This window comes from Fulvimarina manganoxydans (genome assembly GCF_900176465.1).
GTDB classification, from domain to species: domain Bacteria; phylum Pseudomonadota; class Alphaproteobacteria; order Rhizobiales; family Rhizobiaceae; genus Fulvimarina; species Fulvimarina manganoxydans.
Genome location: NZ_FWXR01000023.1, coordinates 63095 through 81401, shown reverse-complemented (window position 1 = coordinate 81401; position 18307 = coordinate 63095). Strand labels below are relative to the sequence as shown.

At 64.2% G+C, this 18307-nt stretch carries 18 protein-coding genes; 8 read left to right on the top strand and 10 right to left on the bottom strand.

Annotation, left to right across the window (positions count from 1 at the left end; all coding sequences use genetic code 11):
• Positions 1-185: 185 nt before the first annotated feature.
• The 5 genes from B9A15_RS19120 to B9A15_RS19105 form a co-directional block, all read right to left on the bottom strand.
• Positions 186-1355: a mandelate racemase/muconate lactonizing enzyme family protein gene (locus tag B9A15_RS19120; protein WP_084412130.1), complete on the bottom strand. Its 1170-nt coding sequence runs from the start codon at positions 1353-1355 to the stop codon at positions 186-188.
• Between the two features lie 12 nt (positions 1356-1367).
• Positions 1368-2441, bottom strand: a complete 1074-nt coding sequence (locus tag B9A15_RS19115; protein WP_084412129.1) for a tartrate dehydrogenase — start codon at positions 2439-2441, stop codon at positions 1368-1370.
• 70 nt (positions 2442-2511) lie between these two features.
• Positions 2512-3003: a tripartite tricarboxylate transporter TctB family protein gene (locus B9A15_RS23275; RefSeq protein ID WP_139798496.1), complete on the bottom strand. Its 492-nt coding sequence runs from the start codon at positions 3001-3003 to the stop codon at positions 2512-2514.
• Positions 2990-4531 (bottom strand): tripartite tricarboxylate transporter permease, encoded by a 1542-nt coding sequence (locus B9A15_RS19110; protein ID WP_139798495.1) that lies wholly within the window; start codon positions 4529-4531, stop codon positions 2990-2992. The genes B9A15_RS23275 and B9A15_RS19110 overlap by 14 nt, the downstream gene beginning before the upstream one ends.
• Before the next feature lie 111 nt (positions 4532-4642).
• Positions 4643-5605 carry a Bug family tripartite tricarboxylate transporter substrate binding protein gene (locus B9A15_RS19105; protein ID WP_084412128.1) on the bottom strand — a complete coding sequence of 321 codons (963 nt, stop codon included), beginning with the start codon at positions 5603-5605 and terminating at the stop codon, positions 4643-4645.
• A 217-nt stretch (positions 5606-5822) separates the two neighbouring features.
• On the opposite strand from B9A15_RS19105, the gene B9A15_RS19100 reads away from it, so the two are divergent.
• The 4 genes from B9A15_RS19100 to B9A15_RS19085 all read left to right on the top strand — a co-directional run bounded on the left by B9A15_RS19100 (position 5823) and on the right by B9A15_RS19085 (position 9777).
• Positions 5823-6527, top strand: coding sequence for a GntR family transcriptional regulator (locus B9A15_RS19100; protein WP_084412127.1), 705 nt, complete (start codon positions 5823-5825; stop codon positions 6525-6527).
• A gap of 164 nt (positions 6528-6691) precedes the next feature.
• The gene (locus B9A15_RS19095) at positions 6692-7015 is read left to right on the top strand and encodes a hypothetical protein (protein WP_084412126.1); all 324 of its coding nucleotides are present in this window, start codon (positions 6692-6694) and stop codon (positions 7013-7015) included.
• 400 nt (positions 7016-7415) lie between these two features.
• Positions 7416-8975 (top strand): helicase HerA domain-containing protein, encoded by a 1560-nt coding sequence (locus B9A15_RS19090; RefSeq protein WP_084412125.1) that lies wholly within the window; start codon positions 7416-7418, stop codon positions 8973-8975.
• Positions 8976-9627: 652 nt separating this feature from the next.
• Complete coding sequence (locus B9A15_RS19085) at positions 9628-9777, top strand: YjiS-like domain-containing protein (RefSeq protein ID WP_084412124.1); 150 nt, start codon at positions 9628-9630, stop codon at positions 9775-9777.
• 180 nt (positions 9778-9957) lie between these two features.
• On the opposite strand, the gene B9A15_RS19080 is transcribed toward B9A15_RS19085, so the two are convergent.
• Together B9A15_RS19080 and B9A15_RS19075 are read right to left on the bottom strand one after the other, a co-directional pair.
• Positions 9958-11325, bottom strand: coding sequence for an aspartate aminotransferase family protein (locus B9A15_RS19080; RefSeq protein WP_084412123.1), 1368 nt, complete (start codon positions 11323-11325; stop codon positions 9958-9960).
• 99 nt (positions 11326-11424) lie between these two features.
• Positions 11425-12708 (bottom strand): SAM-dependent methyltransferase, encoded by a 1284-nt coding sequence (locus B9A15_RS19075; RefSeq protein WP_084412122.1) that lies wholly within the window; start codon positions 12706-12708, stop codon positions 11425-11427.
• Between the two features lie 169 nt (positions 12709-12877).
• On the opposite strand from B9A15_RS19075, the gene B9A15_RS19070 reads away from it, so the two are divergent.
• Positions 12878-13447, top strand: coding sequence for a carboxymuconolactone decarboxylase family protein (locus tag B9A15_RS19070; protein ID WP_084412121.1), 570 nt, complete (start codon positions 12878-12880; stop codon positions 13445-13447).
• A 67-nt stretch (positions 13448-13514) separates the two neighbouring features.
• Here the strand turns inward: B9A15_RS19070 and B9A15_RS19065 are convergent, their stop codons facing one another.
• The 3 genes from B9A15_RS19065 to B9A15_RS19055 form a co-directional block, all read right to left on the bottom strand.
• Entirely contained in the window at positions 13515-14012 is a 498-nt protein-coding gene (locus B9A15_RS19065) for a thermonuclease family protein (protein WP_084412120.1), read from the bottom strand.
• Positions 14013-14339: 327 nt separating this feature from the next.
• Positions 14340-14552 carry a DUF1674 domain-containing protein gene (locus tag B9A15_RS19060; RefSeq protein WP_084412138.1) on the bottom strand — a complete coding sequence of 71 codons (213 nt, stop codon included), beginning with the start codon at positions 14550-14552 and terminating at the stop codon, positions 14340-14342.
• Between the two features lie 199 nt (positions 14553-14751).
• Positions 14752-15027, bottom strand: coding sequence for a hypothetical protein (locus B9A15_RS19055; RefSeq protein ID WP_084412119.1), 276 nt, complete (start codon positions 15025-15027; stop codon positions 14752-14754).
• A 225-nt stretch (positions 15028-15252) separates the two neighbouring features.
• Between B9A15_RS19055 and htpX the strand changes: the two genes are divergently transcribed.
• From htpX to B9A15_RS19040, 3 genes are all read left to right on the top strand, one after another.
• Positions 15253-16305 carry a zinc metalloprotease HtpX gene (htpX, locus tag B9A15_RS19050; RefSeq protein WP_084412137.1) on the top strand — a complete coding sequence of 351 codons (1053 nt, stop codon included), beginning with the start codon at positions 15253-15255 and terminating at the stop codon, positions 16303-16305.
• A gap of 50 nt (positions 16306-16355) precedes the next feature.
• Positions 16356-17774: an RsmB/NOP family class I SAM-dependent RNA methyltransferase gene (locus B9A15_RS19045; RefSeq protein ID WP_084412118.1), complete on the top strand. Its 1419-nt coding sequence runs from the start codon at positions 16356-16358 to the stop codon at positions 17772-17774.
• A 267-nt stretch (positions 17775-18041) separates the two neighbouring features.
• Positions 18042-18227 (top strand): hypothetical protein, encoded by a 186-nt coding sequence (locus B9A15_RS19040; RefSeq protein WP_084412117.1) that lies wholly within the window; start codon positions 18042-18044, stop codon positions 18225-18227.
• Positions 18228-18307: the final 80 nt, after the last annotated feature.

The following is an 18307-nucleotide window of genomic DNA, read 5'->3' as shown; positions in this document are numbered from 1 at the left end:
ACCTGATCGCGATCAGAACCACAAACGAAGCGCCCCATGCCAACCTCCGGTCAACCCGGAAGACCATAGCACGAGCAGCGTTTTGACACAGCCAGGGTCGAAACCTGCCGACCACCTACCCGGCCAAGTCTGAAGCAGAATGGCCGATCTTGATCGCGGTCGCTCTCCGGAAGCTTAATCCTCCCTCAATCCAGCAATTCCCGCTTCAGCAGCGCATAAAGCGCCGCCTTGCCCTCGAACCCCACCCCCGGCAGATCCGGCAGGCCAACACGGCTGTCCTCGGCCGCGATGGCGTCGGCGAAGCCGCCGAAGGGTTGGAAGACATCCGGATAGGATTCGTTGCCGCCGAGATGGAGACCGGCGGCGATGTTGAGGGACATCTGGTGGCCGCCATGGGGCACGACCTGCCGGGACGACCAGCCATTGTCGGCCAGCATGTCGAGAGTGCGCATATATTCCACCAGGCCATAGGAGAGCGCGCAGTCGAATTGCAGAATGTCGCGCTTCGGGTTCATGCCGCCATGGCGGATGAGATTGCGGGCGTCCTGCATGGAGAAGAGATTTTCGCCGGTCGCCATGCGGCCGGAATAATGGGTCGAAAGCTCCGCCTGCAAAGCATAGTCCAGCGGATCGCCGGCCTCTTCGTACCAATAGAGGTCGTAGGGCTCGAGCGCCTTGGCATAGGCGATCGCGGTCTCAAGATCGAAGCGGCCATTGGCGTCGACGCAGAGATTCTGGCCCTCGCCGAGAATGTCGAGCGCCGCCTCCACCCGTTTCATATCGTCGGCCAAAGGGGCGAGGCCGATCTTCATTTTGCACACCCGGTAGCCGCGGTCCCGATAGGACTTCATCTCGTCCTTCAGGCCCTCGATCTCCTTGCCGGGATGATAATAGCCACCCGCCGCATAGACCCAGACGCTGTCATCGGCGACGCCATCCCGGTATCGGTCGGCGAGAAGGCGATAGAGCGGCTTTTCCTCGATCTTCGCGACCGCGTCCCACACCGCCATGTCGATGGTGCCGACCGCCACAGAACGCTCGCCGTGACCGCCGGGCTTTTCGTTCTTCATCATCGTCGACCAGATGGCGAAGGGATCGAGATTGCCATTCGCCTGATCGACGAGGCTACCCGCCTCCGCCTCCATCAGCCGGGGAATGAAGCGCTCGCGCATGAGCGAGCCCTGGCCGTAGCGTCCGTTGGAGTTGAAGCCGAAACCGATCACCGGCTTCCCGTCCCGCATCTGATCGGTGACGACGGCGACGACCGAACAGGTCATCTTGGAGAAGTCGATGAAGGCATTGGCGATCGGGCTTGCGATCGAAACCGTTTTCTCGCGGATCTCGGTAATGCGCATCGGTTCTCCCCGTCAGCTGGCCAGAGCCTGGGCGATCGCCTCGCCGCATTCGGCCGTGGTCGCCTTGCCGCCCATATCCTTGGTGCGCGAGGCCGGATCGGCGATGACGGTCTCGATCGCCTCAATGACGGCGGCGGCCGCATCGGCATGGCCGAGATGGTCAAGCATCATTGCGGCCGACCAGATCTGGCCGATCGGATTGGCGATGCCTTGGCCGGCGATGTCGGGCGCCGAGCCATGGACCGGCTCGAACATGGAAGGGTAGTCGCCCTCCGGATTGATGTTCGCCGAAGGCGCGATGCCGATCGAGCCGGCGACGGCGGGGCCGAGATCGGAGAGGATGTCGCCGAAGAGGTTCGAGCCCACCACCACGTCGAACCAGTCGGGATGCTGGACGAAATGGGCGCAGAGAATGTCGATATGGTACTGGCTGGTTTCGATGTCCGGATAGTCGGCCTTCACCGCCTTGAAGCGCTCGTCCCAGAAGGGCATCGTGTGGACGATGCCGTTGGACTTCGTCGCCGAAGTCACATGGCCCCTCTTGCGGGTCTTGGCGAGCTCGAAGGCGTAGCGCAGGACCCGGTCGACGCCGCGCCGCGTGAAGATCGCCTCCTGAATGGCGATCTCGTCCTCCATGCCGCGATAGAGCCGCCCGCCGGCTTCGGAATATTCGCCTTCGACATTTTCGCGCACCACGTAGAAATCAATGTCCTCGGCGCTTCGGTTCGCGAGCGGGCTCGTGGTGCCGCGCAAGAGCCGGCAGGGCCGCAGATTGACATATTGGTGGTAGGTCCGGCGGATCGGGATGAGCAGGCCCCAGAGCGAGATATGGTCGGGCACGTCCGGCCAGCCGACGGCGCCGAGAAAGACCGCGTCGTGTTTCTTGAAGCGCTCGAGCCCATCTTCGGGCATCATCCGGCCGGTCTTCTTATAGACGTCGCAGCTCCAATCGACCTCGTCGAACTGGAAGGCGATGTCGAATTTGCGTCCCGCAGCTTCCAGAACGCGCATGCCCTCCGGCACGACCTCTCGGCCGATCCCGTCACCGGGAATGGTCGCGATCTTGAGGGCATTGGTCTGGGGCATGGGAAAGCCTTTCGGGCTGGAGGTAACGGGTGGGCTTGGTCTTGGATGACGGTGTCAACCGGGTTTGGCGTCAGAAGAACAGGCCGCGCGGCATGGGGATGAGCAGGACTTCGGACATGAGCAGGGTGAAACCGCCGAGGATCGCGAGGCCCAGAATGACGAGGAGCGCCATCTCCTTGACGCTCATGCGCTCATGGACCGAGACGATCATGATCGCGAAGTATGCCAGGCAACTCGCGACGAAGAAGCCGAGCACCGGCAGAAGCGCGATCCAGGCGACCATTGCGAGGACGAAGAGGATGCGGCGCAGGTTGGAGCCGCCTTCGATGCCGCCTTCCTTGGTCGCGCTGGAGCCCGGCGTGATGCCGCGCAGGCCGAGGACGACGTTCCGGCCAATCAAGACGAGGCCGAGGATCGCCATGGCCGAGGAGGTGGTGATGGGAAAGACCGATCCCATCGCGCTCATGGATTGGGAGCTGTAGACGAGGACGATGCCGAGGACGACGAAGCCGGCGGCGACGGCGGTGCCGAGCGGATCGTGAACGTTTTTAAGCGTTTGCATCGCGGCTCTCCACGGTTTGATCGACGGCCGATTTCTTCGCCCGCCGCGCCCCGATCGCCGAGGCTGCCAGCGGATAGAACAAGGTGAGGATCGCAAAGGCGGCGATCGCCAGCGAGATCGGGCGGCCGAAGAACTGGCCGAGAATGTTTCCTTGCGCATTGCCGATGAGATAGGCCTGCACGAAGCCCTGTTCGGCGATCTGGCCGAGGACGAGGCCGAGCACGATGGGCGAGGGCGCGAAACCGGCGCGGTTCAACCCCCAGCCGATGACGCCGAGCCCCAGCATGACGGCCGAATCGTGCAGATTGTTGTGAATGGCGAAGGAGCCGATCACGGTCAGAAAGGCGATGGTGGGAACGAGCGCGGCCTTCGGGATCGCCACGATGCTCTTATAGGCATAGCGGCCCACCACCAGGCCGATGGGCAGCATCAAAAGCGTGCCGATCAACAGACCGAAGATGAAGGTGTAGACGATCGAGCCCTGCGAGGTGAAGAGCTGCGGGCCGATCTTGATGCCCTGGACGAGCAGCGCGCCAAGGATGACGGCGTCCGGCGGCGTGCCCGGAATGCCGAGGACGAGCGTCGGAATGAAGCCGCCGCCCACGGTGGCGTTGTTGGCGGCCTCCGTCGCGATGATGCCGCCGGGCTCGCCCTTGCCGTAGTTTTCTGGGTTCTTCGACGAGCGGCGCGATTCGGAATAGGAGACGAGGCTCGCGACCGACCCGCCGGCACCCGGCAGAATGCCGACCACGGTGCCGATGACCGAGCTGCGGATCGCATTGACCTTGTTGCGCATGAGGATCGCGAAGGATTCCCCGAGCCGGAAGCCGGAGGAATCGCTCGCGACCTTCAGATGCGGGTCTTTCGTCGCCACGAGATCGATCAAGACGGGGATGCAATAGAGCCCGATCAGACCGGCCACGATGTCGATGCCGCCGATGAGGGTCTGGCTGCCGAAGGTGAAGCGCACGTCGGCGCCGATGACGGCGACGCCGATCATCGACAGGATGAGCCCGAAACAGGCCCCGATCAGGCCCTTGATGAGATTGCCGACCGATAGCGCCGAGATCAAAGTCAGGCCGAAAATGGCGAGCCAGAAATATTCCGGCGGCCCGAAGGCGAGCGCCACGGTGGCGAGCGGCGGCGCCAGGAACATCAGCATCAGTGCGCCGATCAGGCCGCCGATGACGGAGGCGAGCGTCGCGATCGAGACCGCTAAGGCCCCGTCGCCGCGCTTAGCCATGGGGAAGCCGTCGAAGGTCGTCGCGATGGCCGAGGGCGTTCCCGGCGCATTGACGAGGATCGCCGAATAGGACCCGCCATAGATCGCCCCGGTATAGATCGCGCCGAGCACGATCAGGCCGGAAGCCGGATTCATGGTGAAGGTGAAGGGCACCAGCACCGCCACCGCCATCGTCGCCGAAAGGCCAGGCAGGGCGCCGATGACGATGCCAGCCAGAACCCCGGCAAAGGCGAGGCCGAGATTGGCGAAGCTCAAGGCTTCGAGGAAATAGATGAACTTGTCCATGGAAGAGACCCGCCGCGACGCACAGGCGGGAGGAGCGACCCGAACCGGATCCTCAAAACTCTCCTTGCCTGCAAGACAAGACGCGCGGCCGAAGCCGCGCGCCGAGAACGATCAGTTCGAGGAGGTCTCGATGCCCATGATTTTCGCGACCGAGTCGTACTGCGCCTTGCGCTCTTCCATGAAGGCCGGAACCTCGGAATAAGGCACGGAGATCACCACGAAACCGGCATCCTCCATCTTCTTCTTGAATTCCGGATTGGCGTTCACTTCGCCCAGGAGATCGGACAGCTTGGTGCGGACGTCCTCTGGCGTGCCGCTCGGAACTGCGACGCCGCGATAGGCGCCGCCCACCATGTCGTAGCCGAGCTCCTTGAAGGTCGGCGTATCGGGGAGCGCGGGCAGCCGCTCTTCGGCCGCGACAGCAAGGACGCGCACCTGATCGCCCTGATTGAGCGCGGCGGTCGAATAGCTGAACGCGCCCTGGACCTGGCCGCCGAGAAGGGCCGTCATCGAGGGGCTGGTGCCGGAGAAGGGAATATAGGTGGTCTGGATGCCGGCAAGTTCGTTCAGCTTGGTCGCCGCCACATGGTTCGCCGAATTGGTGGCCGAACCTGCGACCGTTGCTGCGCCGGGATTCTCCTTGGCGTAATTGACGAAATCTTCCAGCGTCTTGAAATCGCTATCGGCCGGAACGAGCAGAGCGTCCGGCGTATATTGGAAGAAATAGACATTGGTGATGTCTTCGGTCTTGTAGCCCACATCCTGGGCCATCGGCTGCAGGATGATATGGGGCAGGTTCGAGCCCATCATCGTGTAGCCGTCGGCTTCCATGCCGTTCAGCTGCGACCAAGCCTGCGCGCCGCCGGCACCCGAAATATACTGGATGACGACGTTCTGGCCGGCGGCCTCTTCGAGATAGGGCTGCTGGAATCGGGCCGCGACGTCGGACTCGCCGCCGGCATTGAAGGGGATGATGTAGTTGAGGGGCTTGGACGGATAGTCCTGGGCGCTTGCGACACCGGCGGACAGAGCGAAGGCGAAGACGGCCGTCGAAAGAAGCGTTTTCATACGCATGGATGGTTCCTCCCTGAAAGTGGCGCCCGCCATTTCGGTTGCGGCAGCGCGTCTCCCACACGCGGCCTCGACGGGGCTCGTGGCCAAGGAGGCACCAAATAAGCCTGGCTGTCAATGATGTACGCGTTGTTGCATGCATCAGCGCGTACAAACTTGCTTGTTTGGTGACAGCATCACCGTTAGAGTTTCAAACCGAACGAAAGGATCGAATCTCGTGATGGACGCGGCCTTGTCTTATGAAGATCGACGGAGCGCGCCGCGCTCGACCCTCGTCGACGCCGCCTATCACGCGATCAAGACCTCGATCCGGGACGGGCTGTTCCCGCCGGGCTTCCAGGGCTCCGAGCTCGAAATCGCCGAACGGCTCGGCATGAGCCGGACGCCGGTTCATCAGGCGATCATTCAGCTCCAGGCGGAAGGCATGGTGGCGCTGCGCTCCAAGCGCGGTGTCGTCATCTGCGCCCTGTCGCCGGATGATATGCGCGAGGTCTATGACGTCATCGTCGCGGTCGAGGGCATGGCCGCCTTTCTCATCGCATCGAAGCCGGACGATGTCCGCGAGCCGATCTGCCACAGGCTCGAGGCGCTGACCGCCGAAAGCGAAGCGGCGCTGAAGAGCGACAACCTGGAACTCTGGTCCATCAAGGACGGCGAGTTTCACGCCGCGATGATCGACGCCTCCGGCAATGGGCGTCTCAAGCGCATCGCGACCGTCAATCTGGACCAATCCCATCGCGCGCGGCGCCTGACGCTCAATCTCCGCCCCAAGCCGAGCCCATCGATCGCGGAGCATCGCGCCATTATCGAGGCCATTGCCGCCGGTCGGCCGGAAGAGGCGCGCCGCGCCGCCCAGACGCATAAGGAACATGCGAGAGACCTGATCATGGCGATCCTGAAGCGCTATGATGTGCGCTATCTGTGAAGCTCGAGGCAGGTCTTGGCCGGCATCGATCCATGGTTCGGCGCCTGGTGAGGCTCGGAAGGCGACGATGGAGAGCGCGTGTCGAATCTCGGCCGGGCGATGAACGCTAGGCTAACAATGCGCGGCGACCGCTTGGGGTCGCCTGACAGGGAGGGCATTTCGAGATGGCAGAGACCGTCACTCAAGGCTGGGCCGCGATGAAGGGCGCCGATCGCAGCGGCGAGCGTATTCTCGTCACCGTGCGCGGCGGCGAACAGGGACCGCCGGAGGTCGATACGGTCCGCTGGGCGGCACCGCGCGGCGCCCACGAAAAATGCTGGATCGCGACCGATAGCGGGCCGGAGGCGCCCGTCACCTATGAGGATGACGATCTCGTCGCCTGGATGCCCTTGCCGACGCCGACCGCCAACCGCAATCTGAGTGGCGGAGAGGCGATCGAACCGGCGCGGGAAAGCGACTTTCTCGAACAGGGCGGTTCGGGGATTTAAAGCTGGTCAAGACACGGAGTCCGGCGTCTTCATCGTCGGGCGCCTCGTCTACGACATTCACACATTTTCTCGATGGCGGTTAAGGGCCGAACATAGACGCTTCGGCTTCTCCCCCATGGGGAGAAGTCGTCGGCGCTTGCTGCCGGCTGCCGAGACAAGTCGCCAAGGTCGGCGTCACGACCAAGCCGCCCCCTGGATCAAGAGTCGCGGCCTGTACACCGCGGGCGCCAGAGCCTTTCAGCGCACCCCAATCGTCAAGAATGCCGGATCGTATCGGACGCCCCTGTGGACATTGGGGACGGGGGAGACTCCTCGCATTTTATCCATGCTAATCAGGAAGCTCGTTAAGCGGACTAAACGCGCCGCCCACCCGTCCTGACGTCTTTCGAGGAAAAGCTGCATGACCGTCGCCGTCGATCTCGGCGTGACCCATACGGGCGAGCCGGCCGAACTCGATCTCGAAGAGCTCCTGTCGACGCGCCTGCTCGTCCAGGGCAATTCGGGCTCCGGCAAGTCGCATCTCCTGCGCCGACTTTTAGAGCGCAGCGCCGGCCATGTGCAGCAGGCGATCATCGATCCGGAAGGCGATTTCGTCACGCTCGCCGAGCGTTACGGCCATGTGGTCGTCGACGCCAATCGCACGCCGAGCGAACTGGCCCGCATCGCCAGCCGCATCCGCCAGCATCGGGCGTCCGTTGTCCTCACCCTCGAAGGCCTCGATGCCGAGGTGCAGATGATGTGCGCGGCCGCCTTTCTGAACGGGTTGTTCGACGCCGACCGGGCCTTCTGGTTCCCGATGCTGATCGCCGTAGACGAGGCCCATCTCTTCGCCCCCGCCATGGCGGGCGAGCATTCGGAAGAGGCGCGGCGCGCTTCGCTGGGCGCCATGACCAATCTCATGTGCCGAGGGCGAAAGCGCGGCCTTGCCGGCGTCATCGCCACCCAGCGCCTGGCGAAACTGGCCAAGAATGTCGCAGCGGAAGCCTCCAACTTCCTGATGGGCCGCACCTTTCTCGACATCGATATGCAGCGCGCGGCCGATCTTTTGGGCATCGACCGGCGTGGCGCGGAGCGTTTCCGCGATCTGGAGACCGGCAATTTCGTCGCTCTCGGGCCGGCGCTCTTCCGCCGACCGCTGCCGATCCGCATCGGACCGACGGAGACCCATTCGAAAGCCGGGCGCCCGACCCTCACCCCGCTGCCCGATCTGCCGCCGGAAGATCTGGCCGATCTCGTCTTTACCGTGACGGACGAAGAGCGCGAGGCCGACCGGCGGGCGGCGATGCGCCCCCATTATACGCCACCGCCGCGCCCCGAACCGCAGCCCAATGCCGGCACCGGCGAGATCATCGCGCGCGTGTCGTCGAATGCGGCCTCGCGCGAGCGCGCCGAGGCCCAGGAGGATGACGGCCGCAGCCCGGACGAGCGGGCCGAGGTGGTCGATCAGATCTTCGCCGAAATGCTCGCCGATCCCGATGCCGCCTTTCGGCCTGTCCCCGTGCTCTATCAGGAGTTTCTCACCCATTGCCGGCTGAAGCGCCTGCGCGGCGGCGAGACCGACATGGTCGCCTTCCGCCGCCGGCTGTCGCTGGCGCGTGCCGGGATTTCCGCCGAGACGGACGACCCCGAATGGCAGATGATCGTCGAGCGCTCGGCCGACCTTCCCGAGGAGATGCAAGGCGTCTTCATGATGATCGCAAGGGCGGCGCGGGACGAGGCCGAATGCCCTTCCGACGAGGCGCTCGCCAAGGCCTATGGCAGCCACTCGCCTTCACGCGGACGCTTCCTCCTCAACTTCATGACCGAGCGCGGCGTCATCCATGCCGACCAGGATTTTCGCGGCAATCGGGTCGTGACGATCACCGGGACGGACTGGCGCACCAAACTGCCCGAGATCACCCTGTCGAGCCTCGACGAGGCAAGGGCACGCCGGGCCGCACGGCTGTCGCGGGACGTTTAGAGCATGATGCCGAAAAGTTGCATGACTTTTCGGACAACATCACGCGGCAAAACAAACATTTAGAGCGAAACCGCGATCCCGATTCCATGGTGCGCGACCGTTTCTTCGGACGGCGTAGAGCGAGTACTCGCCACTCGTCATTCAGGCGCACGCTTCCGTCGCGTTCGTCATGCTCGGGCCTGTCCCGAGCATCCAGTGCGCCAGTGAAGCCGCTTCTTTTGCAGGCGTTTCTGGATTCTCGGCACGGTGTCCGAGAATGACGAAGCGTCGCGGGTGTCGGCTTTACGATCGCGTCGCTGCCTGCGATCGAGCGCAGTGTCGAGTACTCTGCTCCAGTTCATCGTATCTCGCTCCAAGGTTACCTTCCTCGGCACTGTCGCGTCGCCGAGAGGATCGGCCGGACGAACCCGTCGACGGCCACGAAGCTTACCATTTTATGACCTCTGCCATGCGCAGAATGCACATCTGATGTGCAAAGGTCTGCACTCCATTTCAGCAGTCGTGACTGCTATATAGGCAGTCAAGAACGGAGCGCGACGCAAGCCCGATCGGGGCCCGCCGACGTCTTCGAACTTCCAGTCATTTGCCAACTATCCGCCCCCGATGCGCGAGGACGCGTCGGGCCGTCGTTCTTGTTCAGGAGTTCCCTTTAATGTTCCGCGCCTTCGCCACCCAATTCGCTCAGATGCGCTCCCGCTCCCACGATGTCCGCAAGCTGCGTATGATGGACGACCGCGAACTCGCCGATATCGGCCTGCTTCGTTCGGACATCGAGCGCGCCGTGCGCTGGGGTCGCCGCTAATCCGGCCAGCCGGCCGACTTGGCAAAGCCCAAATCGCTGCCGACACATACCGACGCCTTATGGCCGGTCTTCCTGAGAAGGCCGGCTTTGTCGTTTTTGGAAAGGGCGGATCGGCCGGCGACGCTCTCGCCGGCTTTGCCTATGCTGAGACCCTGCGCCGATACCGCTCGCCCGCCGAGGTCACATCGATGCAGCGAGAGCGTCGAGACCCTCCCGGGTCGTCTGGACGATCCTGTCGATATGCCCGGCCTCCACGATCAGCGGAGGGCAGACCGCGAGCGTGTCGCCGATCGCGCGCAGGATAACGCCCCGCTCCTGGATCAGGCCGAAAGCTTTGGCCGCCATCGAGCCCGGCGGCTGGGCGGCGAGCTTGGCGCCCTTGTCGGTCACGAGCTCGATCCCGGCAATGAGGCCGACGCCGCGCACCTCGCCGACCAGCGGGTGATCCTTGAGCCCGGCAAGCCCGGCCTGCAGCCGCTCGCCCATGGCCGCGGCATTGGCGACAAGACCCCGTTCCTCGATGATGGCAAGGTTTTCGAGCGCAACGGCGGCCGCGACCGGATGGCCGCTCGCGGTAAAGCCATGGCCGAAAGTGCCGATCTCGCCGCTCTTATCGGCGACGGGCTGATAGACCCTGTCATTGATGAGAACGGCCGAAATCGGCAGATAAGACGATGACAAGGCCTTCGAGAGGGTCATGATGTCGGGCTCGATGCCGTAGGTCTCGCAGCCGAACATTTGCCCCGTGCGTCCGAAGCCGCAGATCACCTCGTCGGCGATGAGCAGAATGTCGTGGCGCTTCAGAACCGCTTGGATCTTCTCCCAATAGGTCGCGGGCGGCACGATGACGCCGCCGGCGCCCATTACCGGCTCACCGATGAAGGCGGCGATGGTCTCGGCGCCTTCGCGCTCGATCAGGGCTTCCAACTCTTCGGCGCAGCGCGTGGCGAAGGCGTCCTCGCTCTCGCCCTCACGGCCCTCGCGCCAGTGATGGGGACACATCGTATGGAAGACGCCCGGCATGGGCAGGTCGAAGGCATTGTGATTGTTGGGCAGGCCGGTGAGGCTCGCCGAGGCGAGCGTCACGCCGTGATAGCCCTTGATGCGCGAAATGATGCCCTTCTTTTCGGGCTGGCCGAGGGCATTCGCCCGGTAGCGCAGGAGCTTGACGATGGTGTCGTTCGCCTCCGAGCCCGAGCTCGTGAAATGCACCTTCGACATCGAGACGGGCGCCATGGCGATCAGCTTTTCGGCAAGCTCGATCGCGGGCGCATGGGCCTTGTGGGTGAAGGTGTGATAGAAGGGGAGCTTGGCCATCTGCCGGCTGGCCGCCTCCACGAGCCGCGGCTCGGAAAAGCCCACCGCCACCGACCAGAGGCCTGCCATCGCTTCCAGATAGCGTTTGCCGTCCACATCCTCGACAAAGACGCCGTCGCCCTTGGCGATCACGATCGGTCCGATCTCCTCGTGCCGCCGGGCATTGGTATAGGGGTGGAGCTGATAGGCGACATCGCGCGCCTCCAGCGAGTTCGGCTGATGCAAGGTCATGGGGCGAGGCTTTCGCGGCAGCGTGACGGGTGAGCGCCAGAAAATCCGAAGCTTGCGTCATGCGCAAGATGACGCTCAGGCTAGGGTGGTCGGCTTGGATCACCCGTAGAGATCGGCACGGGTCGCCGGCAGACCGCTGACGCCCTTGTCGCGCTTCGAGGCGAGGGTCTGATAGATCAGCGCGCCGCCGCGCGTAAAACCGAGGGAGCAGCCGGCGAGATAGAGAAGCCAAAGCCGCGCCTTCGGCTCGCCCGCAAGCGCCACCGCCTCGTCGAAACGGGCGAGAAGCCGGTCGTGCCAGAGCCGGCATGTGCGCGCATAATGTTCGCGCCAATCCTCGACGTCGTGAACCTCGAAGCGGTGCTTTTCCAGCATACGCACCGAATGGCCGAGATGGTCGAGCTCGCCGCCGGGAAAGATGTAGCGGGTGATCGCCCTGTATTCGCGCGAGCCCTTGTGGAAGGTTTTGTCGTCCTTCTTGGCGGGCCGCGTGATCGCATGGTGGAGATAGAGCCCGCGTGAGCGCAAAAGCTTGCGCACGGCGCCGAAATAGGCGTCGTGATTGGCAAAACCCACATGCTCATACATGCCGATCGAGGCGATCTTGTCGAATTTCGCATCGATCTCCTGAAACGGCTTCAATTCGATCGTGATCTTATCCGATAGCCCGGCCTCGGCGACGCGGGCCGTGGCGAGATCGAATTGGGCTTGGCTCAGCGTCACCCCATGGCCGGTGACACCATAGCGCGAGACGGCATGAATGAGCAGGGCGCCCCAGCCGCAGCCAATGTCCAGAAAGCGCTCGCCGGGCTTCAAGCGCAGCTTGCGGCAGATCATGTCGAGCTTGTCTTCCTGGGCCTTGTCGAGATCGTCGTGCCAGCCGTCGAAATAGGCGCAGGAATAGACCATCCGCTCGTCGAGAAAGAGCCGGTAGAAGTCGTTTCCCACGTCATAATGATACTGGATCGCATCCTTCGACGAGCCGCTTGCGCCCGCGCCCGCGCCCGCCGCTTCGGCCTTCTTTGCCCGGCGCGACAGGCGCCACAGGGCGGGAAGGCTTTTCGCGATCGTCGTCTTTCGGATGCGCTTCAGCCCTTCGCGGGTCGAGCGCGAAGAGCCGAGGCCGGCCAGATCGAAGACCGTGCCGTCCTCGATATCGATGCCTTTGTCCATCCAAAGCGTGACAGCGCGGCCGATACCGGGCCGCAGACATAGATGGGCGAGGCCTGCCGGATCGTTCAGCCGTACCGCAACGCCGTCGTCCGGTCCGATCCGCTCGCCTGTCCAGAGGATGACGGCGCAGTTGGGCGACAGCGCCTCCACCACATGGCGGACGATGGCGGCCAAACGGGCTTCGTCGCCGGACGATGGGCTTGGGGTCATTGAAAAGGCCGTCCTTCCGGCGGATGACGATGCGCGTCGCATCGGGATAGGCCGAACATGACGGGCGGATTAAATTTCGCAAGAGGGGCTGGGTATCGGCATCTTTCGCGCCGCACAATCGTTGCTTTGCGGAACCGATTGCAACGCTTTTTCAAGAAAGGCGACACGCATGCGCCTCCCCCTCATTTCCCCGGCCGAGCTGACCGACGAACAAAAGCCGATCTATGACGACATGAAGGCCGGGATCGAATCCACCTTCAACGTCTTCCAGGCGATCCGCCAGGAGGACGGCGCCCTGATGGGGCCCTGGAACCCTTGGCTGCAGGAGCCGAAGATCGGCAAGGCGATCTGGGAGCTGACCAAGGTCATGTCGATGCAGGCGACGTTGCCGCCCAAGGCCCGCGAAATCGCCATTCTCGTCACCGGCGCCCACTTTAATTCGGCCTATGAGATCTACGCCCATGTGGCAGTCGCCGAGCATAAGGGCATTGACGAGGAGCAGCTCTCGACGCTCGTCGCCGGCGTGAAGCCGACCGGGCTCCAGGGCGAGGAAGAGGTGGCCTATGACGTCGCCCATGCGCTCGTCACCGGCTCGGTCCTGCCGCGCCCGACCTATGACATGGCGGTCCGCACCTTCGGCCGGCATGGCGCCCATGAGTTGATCTATCTGGTCGGCCTCTACTGCCTCGTCTCGATGACGCTGAACGGCTTCAACGTGCCGGTGCCGGAGAAGGAATAATCCGCGCCGACGGATTTCAAAAATAGCTCGACCAGGTTTCGGCGGGCGGTGCTCCGCGCCGCCTGCCTCAGCCCTTGGGCCGTGTCGTCGGCGCCGGGATCGACGAGAGTTCGGAACACCAGTCGAGCCGAGCCTTGCCGCCATAGCGCACGACGAGCCCATCCTTGAGGAGCTCTTTGGCGACATCCGCCGTCTCCTCGGTAGAAACACGCGCCAGAACGCGGCCGAAATATTTGTCGCCCTCGATCCCCGACAGCGTCACCCGCCCTGAGGCGACGAGCTCGCTCAAGCGTTCGGTGGCGACAGCGGCGGCCCGCTTTTCCGCTTCGCAGCGTCCGCGCTTTTCCGGCGCGTCGATGCCGCGAAGGCGCACGGCCACATGGACCGACTGCATGGGCCAGATATAGGCCTCCACCTCGATCGTATCGCCATCGCGCACCTTGACCACCCGCGCCTCCACCGGCCCAGCGATCTCGTCGGGCGGCTCCTGTGCGAAAGCCGGTCCACTCGCGACAAGCGAAGCGAGAGACAGAACGGCCAGGGTTCGGGTGAGGATCGTCGTCATAGCACCTCTCAAGATCGGAACGTATCGAACCGAAATCAAGAGACATTATTCCTATAAATGCTGAACGATGTCTGAAGCCGCTCGGGCGCTGGTTGCGACTGGGTGGATCAGGTTGCAAAGCGCGCGTGTCGTCGAGAATTGGGCTATGGCAACGCATGGCGCCTGTGCGCAATCGGGCAGACGGAAGCGCCTCATCAGCCTTCGATCGACGACGGAAATGCCCCGGACCCCTTAAGGAATGTAGTCTGGGGTCGCTCCGGCGCCCGTGCCCAGAATCAATCCTCACGCACCTGCCGATCAACGCTCTCGCGGGCCGTATGCGGAGGCCTAGAAATCGCTGATCAGCCCCTTCTTCTCCCAGTCCCCATAGCGCACGGGTTCAAGCCCGTTCTCGGTCTTTCGGCCGTCGATCTCGGTGGGAAGGCTGTCGGGGTCGACCTTGAAGGCTTCATGCTTGCGCCGCCGCTCCTCCGCCTCGGCCAAGGCGCGCTTGGCCGCGGGGCTGAGTTGGCGGACATTGGTCTCGCTGGAGACCTTCATGGCGTTCAGAAAGGGATCGGCGGTCTCATCCGTCATTGTCGTGTCGGTCCTCGTCATGTGCGGCTTCCTGTGAGATAGGCGAGGCGAGACGGCATTCCCAGCCCGGCACGCATTGGACGCTGGAAAGCCAATCCCACGCATCCGGGGCTCGGCGACCGGATCACTCGGCCGTTGTCGACCGATTCCGCAACAGGCCAGCTTATTCGACCAGCGTTCCCCATTCGGGATTCCATTCGACGCCCTGTTCCAGCATCACCTTCACCTCGGCATCGCCGATCGCCTCGCGCTTGTTCTCAACGATGCGGAAGGCCTCGTCCGGGGCCATCTCCTCCGGCGGATAGACGGTCGGCTCGGCCGGATCGCCCGTGTGGTCGAGCCCGGTGATGAAGGCCTTGGTTGAGCGACCCTCCGAGACGATCCGAACGACGATTTCGCCTTCGGCCGGATCGCCGGTCAGTCTTTTGTAATTCGCCATGATCACTCCGTTCGGGCCATTGGTGTTCGACAAAAGGGCACGGCGCCGTGACGCGGACCCCCGTTCTCATCACAAGTCCCCAAAGCGACGGTGAGTTGCGTGCGAACTCCGTGAACGCGCCAGCATTCTTGAAGCAACCATCTCTCTCGCCCACTTCTTAAGGCGATGCTTGGGCGGCCAATCGAAGACGACGGCCGGCGGGAAAAGGTTCAAACGGAGACGGCGATGAATTCGGTCAAGACGGCGATGCTTCTCGCCTTTCTCACGGCCCTCTTCATGGGGGTCGGCTTCCTCATCGGCGGCCGGGTCGGCATGATGATCGCCTTTGGCATCGCGGCGGCGATGAACCTCTTTTCCTATTGGAACGCCGACAAGATGGTTTTGCGCATGCATCATGCGCGGGAGGTGGACGAGCGATCGGCGCCGGAATTCTATCGGATCGTCGCTGGTCTCGCGCAAAATGCCGGCCTGCCGATGCCGAAAGTCTACGTCATCGACAATCCTCAGCCCAACGCCTTTGCCACGGGCCGAAACCCGGAAAACGCGGCCGTCGCGGCGACCACCGGGCTTCTCGAACGCCTGTCTTACGAGGAAGTTGCGGGCGTCATGGCCCATGAGCTCGCCCATGTGCAGAACCGCGACACGCTGACCATGACGATCACCGCGACGCTCGCCGGCGCGATCTCGATGCTGGGCAATTTCGCCTTTTTCTTCGGCGGCAATCGCGACAACAACAACCCCTTCGGTTTTGTCGGCGTGCTGGTGGCGATGATCGTCGCGCCGCTCGCCGCGATGCTGGTGCAGATGGCGATCAGCCGCACGCGGGAATATTCGGCCGACAAGCGCGGCGCGGAGATTTGCGGCAATCCGCTGTGGCTCGCCTCCGCGCTGGAAAAGATCGCGACCTCCGCCGGGCGGATCGTCAACCGCGACGCTGAGCGCAATCCGGCGACGGCCCATATGTTCATCATCAACCCTCTGTCGGGTCAGAAGATGGACAATCTCTTCTCCACCCATCCGGCGACCGCGAACCGCATCGCCGCGCTTCGCGAAATGTCGGGCGGCGAGGATCGCCTGGGCACAGCCGGCGAGCGCGCGGGGTCGCTCGGCTTCGGACAAGGGAGCGGCGCGCCCCCCGCTACCGGTCGCGCAAGCGCGCTTCAAGGCGGGGCCGAGACGGCGCGCGGCCCCTGGAGCCGCGACGCCGATCGCGCTAGGGGAGGGCGCCCGAACATTCCACCCCCCTCACCCAAGGACCGTTCGGGGCCCTGGGGTTAAGGCGGCGACAATCGGGCCCGATCCCAACGAGACGAGAAGCGAAGCGGCATTTGGCGACAGACAATGAGACGACGGGGCGCCGTCCCGAAGGGCGGCCCACCGTCAAATCGGCCAAGCGGCCCGGCGGCAAGCGCCCGCCCGCAAAGCACGCGCAGCATGAGCAAGGCGAGGTGGTCGCAAGGCCAGGGCTGAAGGCCCGGCAGGTGGCGGTCAAGCTTCTCTCGGCCGTCGTCGATCAGGCGACTTCCCTGGACGGGCTCACCGATCCCGATCACGGCCACCCGCATTTTCGTCAGCTGGAGCCGCGCGACCGGGCGCTGGTCAAGGCCATCCTGACGACCGCCCTGCGCTTTCGCGGAACGCTGGAGGCCGAGATCGCCGCCCGGCTCGACCGGCCGCTGCCGGCCAATGCCGCCTCGCTCCGCCATATCCTGCATGTGGGCGCCGCGCAGATCCGCTTTTTGGACGTGCCGGATTCGGCCGCCGTCGATCTCGCCGTCGCCTCCGCCGAGGCCGATCCCCGTGCGCGCCGCTTCAAGGGGCTGGTCAATGCCGTCCTACGCCGGATGGCGCGCGAAGCGCCTGCCGAACTGCCGCGTGAGGTCGATTGCCCGTCCTGGCTGAGGGAACGCCTGACCGCGCATTATGGGTCGGAGAAGGCCGCCGCGATCGCCGAAGCCCACCGCCATCCCGCGCCCGTCGATCTGACGGTGAAGAGCGATCCGATGGGTTGGGCAGCCAAGCTCGGCGGCCGTGTCATCGGTGCCTCGACCGTGCGGCTCGACACCCTCGACGGCCCGGTGACCGAGCTTGCCGGCTTCGACGAGGGCGCCTGGTGGGTTCAGGATGCCGCCGCCGCGCTTCCCGTCCAGCTCTTCGGCGATCTGACAGGCGGCACCGCCGCCGATCTCTGTGCCGCGCCCGGCGGCAAGACCGCCCAGCTTTGCGAGGCTGGCGCGACGGTTACGGCTTGCGAACTCTCGGCCTCGCGCATGAAGCGCCTCAAGGCCAATCTTGCCCGGCTCGGCCTCGAAGCCGAAACCCATGAAGGGCCCTTCGAAGATCTCGGCGCAGACCGGACCTTCGACGCCGTCCTTCTCGACGCGCCCTGTTCGTCCACCGGCACGATCCGGCGCCACCCGGACGTCGCCTATACGAAGTCGCCCGACGAGGTGAAGCGCCTCGCCGAGGTGCAGGCCGGGATGCTGGCCCGGGCCGCGCGCCTCGTCGCGCTGAACGGGCGTCTCGTCTTCTCCAATTGTTCGATCGACCGGGACGAAGGCGAGGCGGTGATCGGCACCTTTCTCAAAACCCATTCCGACTTCGCCCGCGACCCGATCGCGCCGGCTGAGGTGCCGGATTTCGCCGATGCGATCACGGTCGATGGCGATCTGCGCACTACCCCCGACATGCATGGCGGCGTCGATGGGTTCTTCGCGGCGCGGGTGAAGCGGGTTTCGGGGGGTTAGGAACAAGGCGCTGTCGGTGCAGTGGTGGGTCGGTTCGTAGCAAACCCCAATCGCCCACGCACTCGATCGGAAGGCTTCTGTATGAGACAGATGCGCCGAAAGCATGAGCAATCCCTCTGACGCTTCGTCATCCCCGGCCCTGAAGGGCCGAGGATGACGAAGCATCGAGCAACGCCCTCTCCATGGTCTTCCCGCCGCCCCGGTGCATCTCAAGGACCCAAATGCCGTCGTGAACCTGGCGAACCGTAAAGAATGAGGTCCTCACCCATGATCCGCGCCCTCATCCTCACCCTTCTCCTTGCCCCGCTGACCGCCTGCGGCGGCATGAACCGGGCTGTCGGCGTCCTGCCGAACACGCTCGACGATCTCGGCCGCCAGTCGGCCGCGCTGCGAGGCGAGAGAGTGGAGGGAGAGGCCAGGGTTACGACAGGGCGGCCGTCCCCGTCCCGCTGAGCTTCGACGTGGTTCGGCGGCTGTTGCAGCGCGAAGGCCCAGGGCCTATCAGGGCGTTGATCCCCGCAAAGACGCCGTCA